The 3,532-nt window shown below is 72.7% G+C and carries 1 protein-coding gene and 1 pseudogene; both read left to right on the top strand.

The features are described from left to right. Nucleotides 1-1,037 (top strand): annotated as a pseudogene (locus QR77_RS30105) (dihydroxyacetone kinase); the annotation flags it as partial. A 25-nt stretch (nt 1,038-1,062) separates the two neighbouring features. Then, entirely contained in the window at nt 1,063-3,231 is a 2,169-nt protein-coding gene (gene recG, locus QR77_RS30110) for an ATP-dependent DNA helicase RecG (RefSeq protein ID WP_040025144.1), read from the top strand. The last annotated feature ends 301 nt before the right edge of the window (nt 3,232-3,532 follow it).

The following is a 3,532-nucleotide window of genomic DNA, read 5'->3' on the forward strand; positions in this document are numbered from 1 at the left end:
ACGCGGGCGGACGCGGACTGCTGGCGGTCCTCGGCGCGCTGGTGGAGGCCCTCACCGGCCACGCCCCCGCCGTTTTCCCTCCCGCTCAGCGCCCCTACGGGACGCCGGCGGCGGAGCCGTGCGCCGCCGAGGACGGGCCCGCCTTCGAGGTGATCTACCTGCTGGAGGCGGACGAACACGCCGTCGCGCGGCTGCGGGACCGGCTCGACGGCCTCGGCGACTCCCTGGTCGTCGTCGGCGGCGACGGCCTGTGGAACGTCCACGTCCATGTCGACGACGCGGGCGCCGCGGTCGAGGCCGGTGTCGAGGCGGGACGCCCGTACCGCATCCGTATCACCCACTTCGCCGACGCCGGAGGACCGGCCGGGGAACAGGCCCAGCGCGCCGTCGTCGCCGTCGTCCCCGGCGAGGGCCTCGCCGAACTCTGCGCCGAGGCCGGGGCGACGACCGTGCTCGCCCGCCCCGGCGAGCCGCCGGCGAGCGGCGAACTGGTCGAGGCGATCCGGCGCGCGCACGCCCGCGAGGTGGTGCTGCTCCCCAACGACGCCGACCTGCGCCACACCGCCGCCGCGGCCGCAGAACAGGCCCGCGCGGAAGGCGTACGGGTCGCCCTCATCCCCACCAGGGCCGCCGTCCAGGGCATCGCAGCGCTCGCCGTCCACCAGCCGGACCGCCGCTTCGACGAGGACGTGGTCGCGATGACCTCGGCCGCCGGAGCCACCCGCTACGCCGAACTCGCCGTCGCCGAACGGCAGTCCTGGACCATGGCGGGCATCTGCCAGCGGGGGGACGTACTGGGCCTGATCGAAGGGGACGTCGCCGTCATCGGCGCCGACCTCGCGGAGACCGCCGAGGCCGTCCTCTCCCGCATGCTCCTCGCCGGCGGCGAACTGGTGACCCTGGTCATCGGCGAGGACCTGCCAGGCACCCTCGCCGACCGCCTGGAGCTGTTCGTACGCGAGGGCCATCTCGCCGTCGACACCGTGGTCCACCAGGGTGGCCGGCAGTCCGTACCGCTGCTCATCGGCGTGGAGTAGCAGCCTGTCAGTGCGGTGGTGTGCAATGGATGGCGTGTCCGCGCTGGATGAACCTCTGAAGAAGACGCTCGGCCCCGCCACCGCGAAGGTGATGGCCGAACACCTCGACCTGCACACCGTCGGCGACCTCCTGCACCACTACCCCCGGCGGTACGAGGAGCGCGGCCAGCTCACCAAGCTCGCCGACCTCCCGCTGGACGAGGACGTGACCGTCGTCGCCCAGGTGGCCGACTCCCGCGTGCACACCTTCAACGGCGGCAAGGGCAAGCGGCTGGAGGTCACGCTCACCGACGGCAGCGGCCGGCTCCAGCTCGTCTTCTTCGGACGCGGAGTCCACAAACCCCACCAGGACCTGCCCCCCGGCAGCCGGGGCATGTTCGCCGGCAAGGTCTCCGTCTTCAACCGCAAACTCCAGCTCGCACACCCCACGTACGTGGCGCTCGGCACGGACAGCGGCGAGGACACCGTGGACGCCTTCGCCGGCAAGCTGATCCCGATCTATCCGGCCTGCAAGGGCCTGGAGTCGTGGAAGATCACCAAAGCGGTGGACGCGGTGCTGCCCATGGCCGCGCAAGCCCTCGACCCGCTGCCGCCACGGCTCAGCGAAGGCCGCGGCTTCTCCTCGCTCCCCGAGGCGCTCCTCAAGGTCCACCGGCCCGAGACCAGGGCGGACATCGAGGCCGCCCGCGAGCGCCTGAAGTGGGACGAGGCCTTCGTCCTCCAGGTCGCGCTGGCCCGCCGCCGCCACGCGGACGGGCAGCTCCCCGCCGTCGCCAGGAAACCCGTCGCGGACGGCCTGCTCGACGCGTTCGACGCCAAGCTTCCCTTCACCCTCACCGGCGGACAGCAGAAGGTCACCGCCGAGATCTTCGGCGACCTCGCCACCGAACACCCCATGCACCGGCTTCTCCAGGGTGAGGTGGGCTCCGGCAAGACCCTGGTCGCGCTGCGGGCCATGCTGACCGTCGTCGACGCCGGGGGACAGGCCGCGATGCTCGCGCCCACCGAGGTCCTCGCCCAGCAGCACCACAGGTCGATCACCGAGATGATGGGCGAGCTGGCCCAGGGCGGGATGCTGGGCGGCTCGGACATCGGCACCAAGGTGGTGCTGCTCACCGGCTCCATGGGCGTGCCCGCGCGCCGCCAGGCGCTGCTTGACCTGGTGACGGGCGAGGCCGGGATCGTGATCGGCACGCACGCCCTGATCGAGGACAAGGTGCGCTTCCACGACCTCGGCCTGGTCGTGGTGGACGAGCAGCACCGCTTCGGGGTCGAACAGCGCGACGCCCTGCGCTCCAAGGGCAAGCAGCCGCCGCACCTGCTGGTCATGACCGCGACGCCCATTCCCCGTACGGTCGCCATGACCGTCTTCGGAGACCTGGAAACCTCCGTACTCGACGAACTGCCCGCCGGCCGCTCCCCGATCGCCAGCCATGTCGTCCCCGCCCTGGAGAAGCCCCGCTTCTTCGAGCGGGCGTGGGAGCGGGTGCGCGAGGAGGTTGAGGGCGGACACCAGGCGTACGTGGTGTGCCCGCGCATCGGCGACGACGCGCCTGCCGGCGCGGACACGGGGGACAAGCGGCCACCACTGGCGGTCCTGGACGTCGCGGCGCTGCTCGCGGAGGGCCCGCTGCGCGGGCTGCGCATCGAGGTGCTGCACGGGCGGATGCCACCCGACGACAAGGACGCCGTGATGCGGGCCTTCGCCGCCGGCGAGGTGGACGTACTCGTCGCGACCACCGTCATCGAGGTCGGCGTGAACGTCCCGAACGCCACCGCGATGGTCATCATGGACGCGGACCGCTTCGGCGTCTCCCAGCTCCACCAGCTACGCGGCCGCGTAGGCCGCGGCTCGGCCCCCGGCCTCTGCCTACTGGTCACCGACGCCCCCGAGGCGGCCCCGGCCCGCTCCCGGCTGGCCGCGGTGGCCGCCACCCTGGACGGCTTCGAACTCTCCCGCATCGACCTCGAACAGCGCCGCGAGGGCGACGTGCTGGGGCAGGCCCAGTCGGGGGTCCGCTCCTCGCTGCGGATGCTCACGGTCATCGAGGACGAGGAGGTCATCGCGGCCGCCCGCGAGGAGGCGGTGGCCGTGGTCGCGGAGGACCCGGAGCTGGAGGGCTACCCGGAACTGCGTACGACGCTGGACGCGCTGCTGGACGCGGACAGGGAGGCGTACCTGGACAAGGGGTAGCCGGTCGCCTCGCGGCGGGCGGCCGTGGTGTGGGCGTTCGGTGTGCGCCGGGTTCGTTTCGCGGCCGGGTCCGGGGTCACCGGCGTTGGCCGAGGTTGTTGTCGGGTGTCGCTCCGGGATGGCATCCGGGATGCACGATTTACGGCGTCGTCACCGCGGCTGCCCGGTGAATGCGGTCGTGCGCCGCAAATCACGCGTTAGTATCCCGGACACCACCCCTGCGCGCCCCCCTTGACCTGCGGGAACGCCGCACTGACGGCCCCGGGCGCGACGTTACGGGTTTGCCGACTGCGACGGAGGG

The sequence above is a fragment of the Streptomyces sp. 150FB genome (assembly GCF_000818195.1).
Classification (GTDB): Bacteria; Actinomycetota; Actinomycetes; order Streptomycetales; family Streptomycetaceae; genus Streptomyces.

Coding starts and splice junctions, on each gene's coding strand:
- recG (WP_040025144.1), top strand. CDS start 1,063: ATGGATGGCGTGTCCGCGCTGGATGAACCTCTGAAGAAGACGCTCGGC.